The organism is Pseudomonas sp. 32_A (assembly GCF_017490905.1).
GTDB classification, from domain to species: domain Bacteria; phylum Pseudomonadota; class Gammaproteobacteria; order Pseudomonadales; family Pseudomonadaceae; genus Aquipseudomonas; species Aquipseudomonas inefficax.
On the sequence record NZ_JAFGYI010000270.1, the window covers coordinates 1 to 475 of the forward strand.

The 475-nt window shown below is 66.5% G+C and carries 1 protein-coding gene; it reads right to left on the reverse strand.

Annotation, left to right across the window (positions count from 1 at the left end):
• On the reverse strand, window positions 1-475 hold a 475-nt coding region (locus J5M58_RS26630; protein ID WP_207880359.1), incomplete at both ends, for an efflux RND transporter permease subunit.

Genomic DNA, 475 nt, shown 5'->3' on the forward strand with positions numbered 1-475 from the left:
ATCCCATGCCGGGCGTGAGCATGAGCGGCAGCGCGCCGAACAGCGCGGTCATCGTCGTCATCATGATCGGCCGCAAGCGCAGCAGGCACGCGCTGCGGATCGCGTCGAGCGATGTCATGTTCCGCTCGCGCGTCGCGGCGATCGCGAAGTCGACCATCATGATTCCGTTCTTCTTGACGATGCCGATGAGGAGAATCACGCCGATCAGCGCGATCAGGTTGAAGTCGTACTTGAACAGCCACAGCGTCGCGATCGCGCCGACACCGGCCGACGGGAGCGTCGACAGGATCGTCCACGGATGGATGAAGCTGCCGTACAGCGCGCCGAGCACCAGGTACGCGACGATCAGCGCGGACAGGATCAGCATCGGCATCGTCGCGAGCGTGCTCTGGAACGCCTGAGCGGTGCCCTGGAACGAGCCGACGACGGCGGGCGGCATGCGCAGCGAGGCCCGCGCGGCCTCGATCGCGGCCGT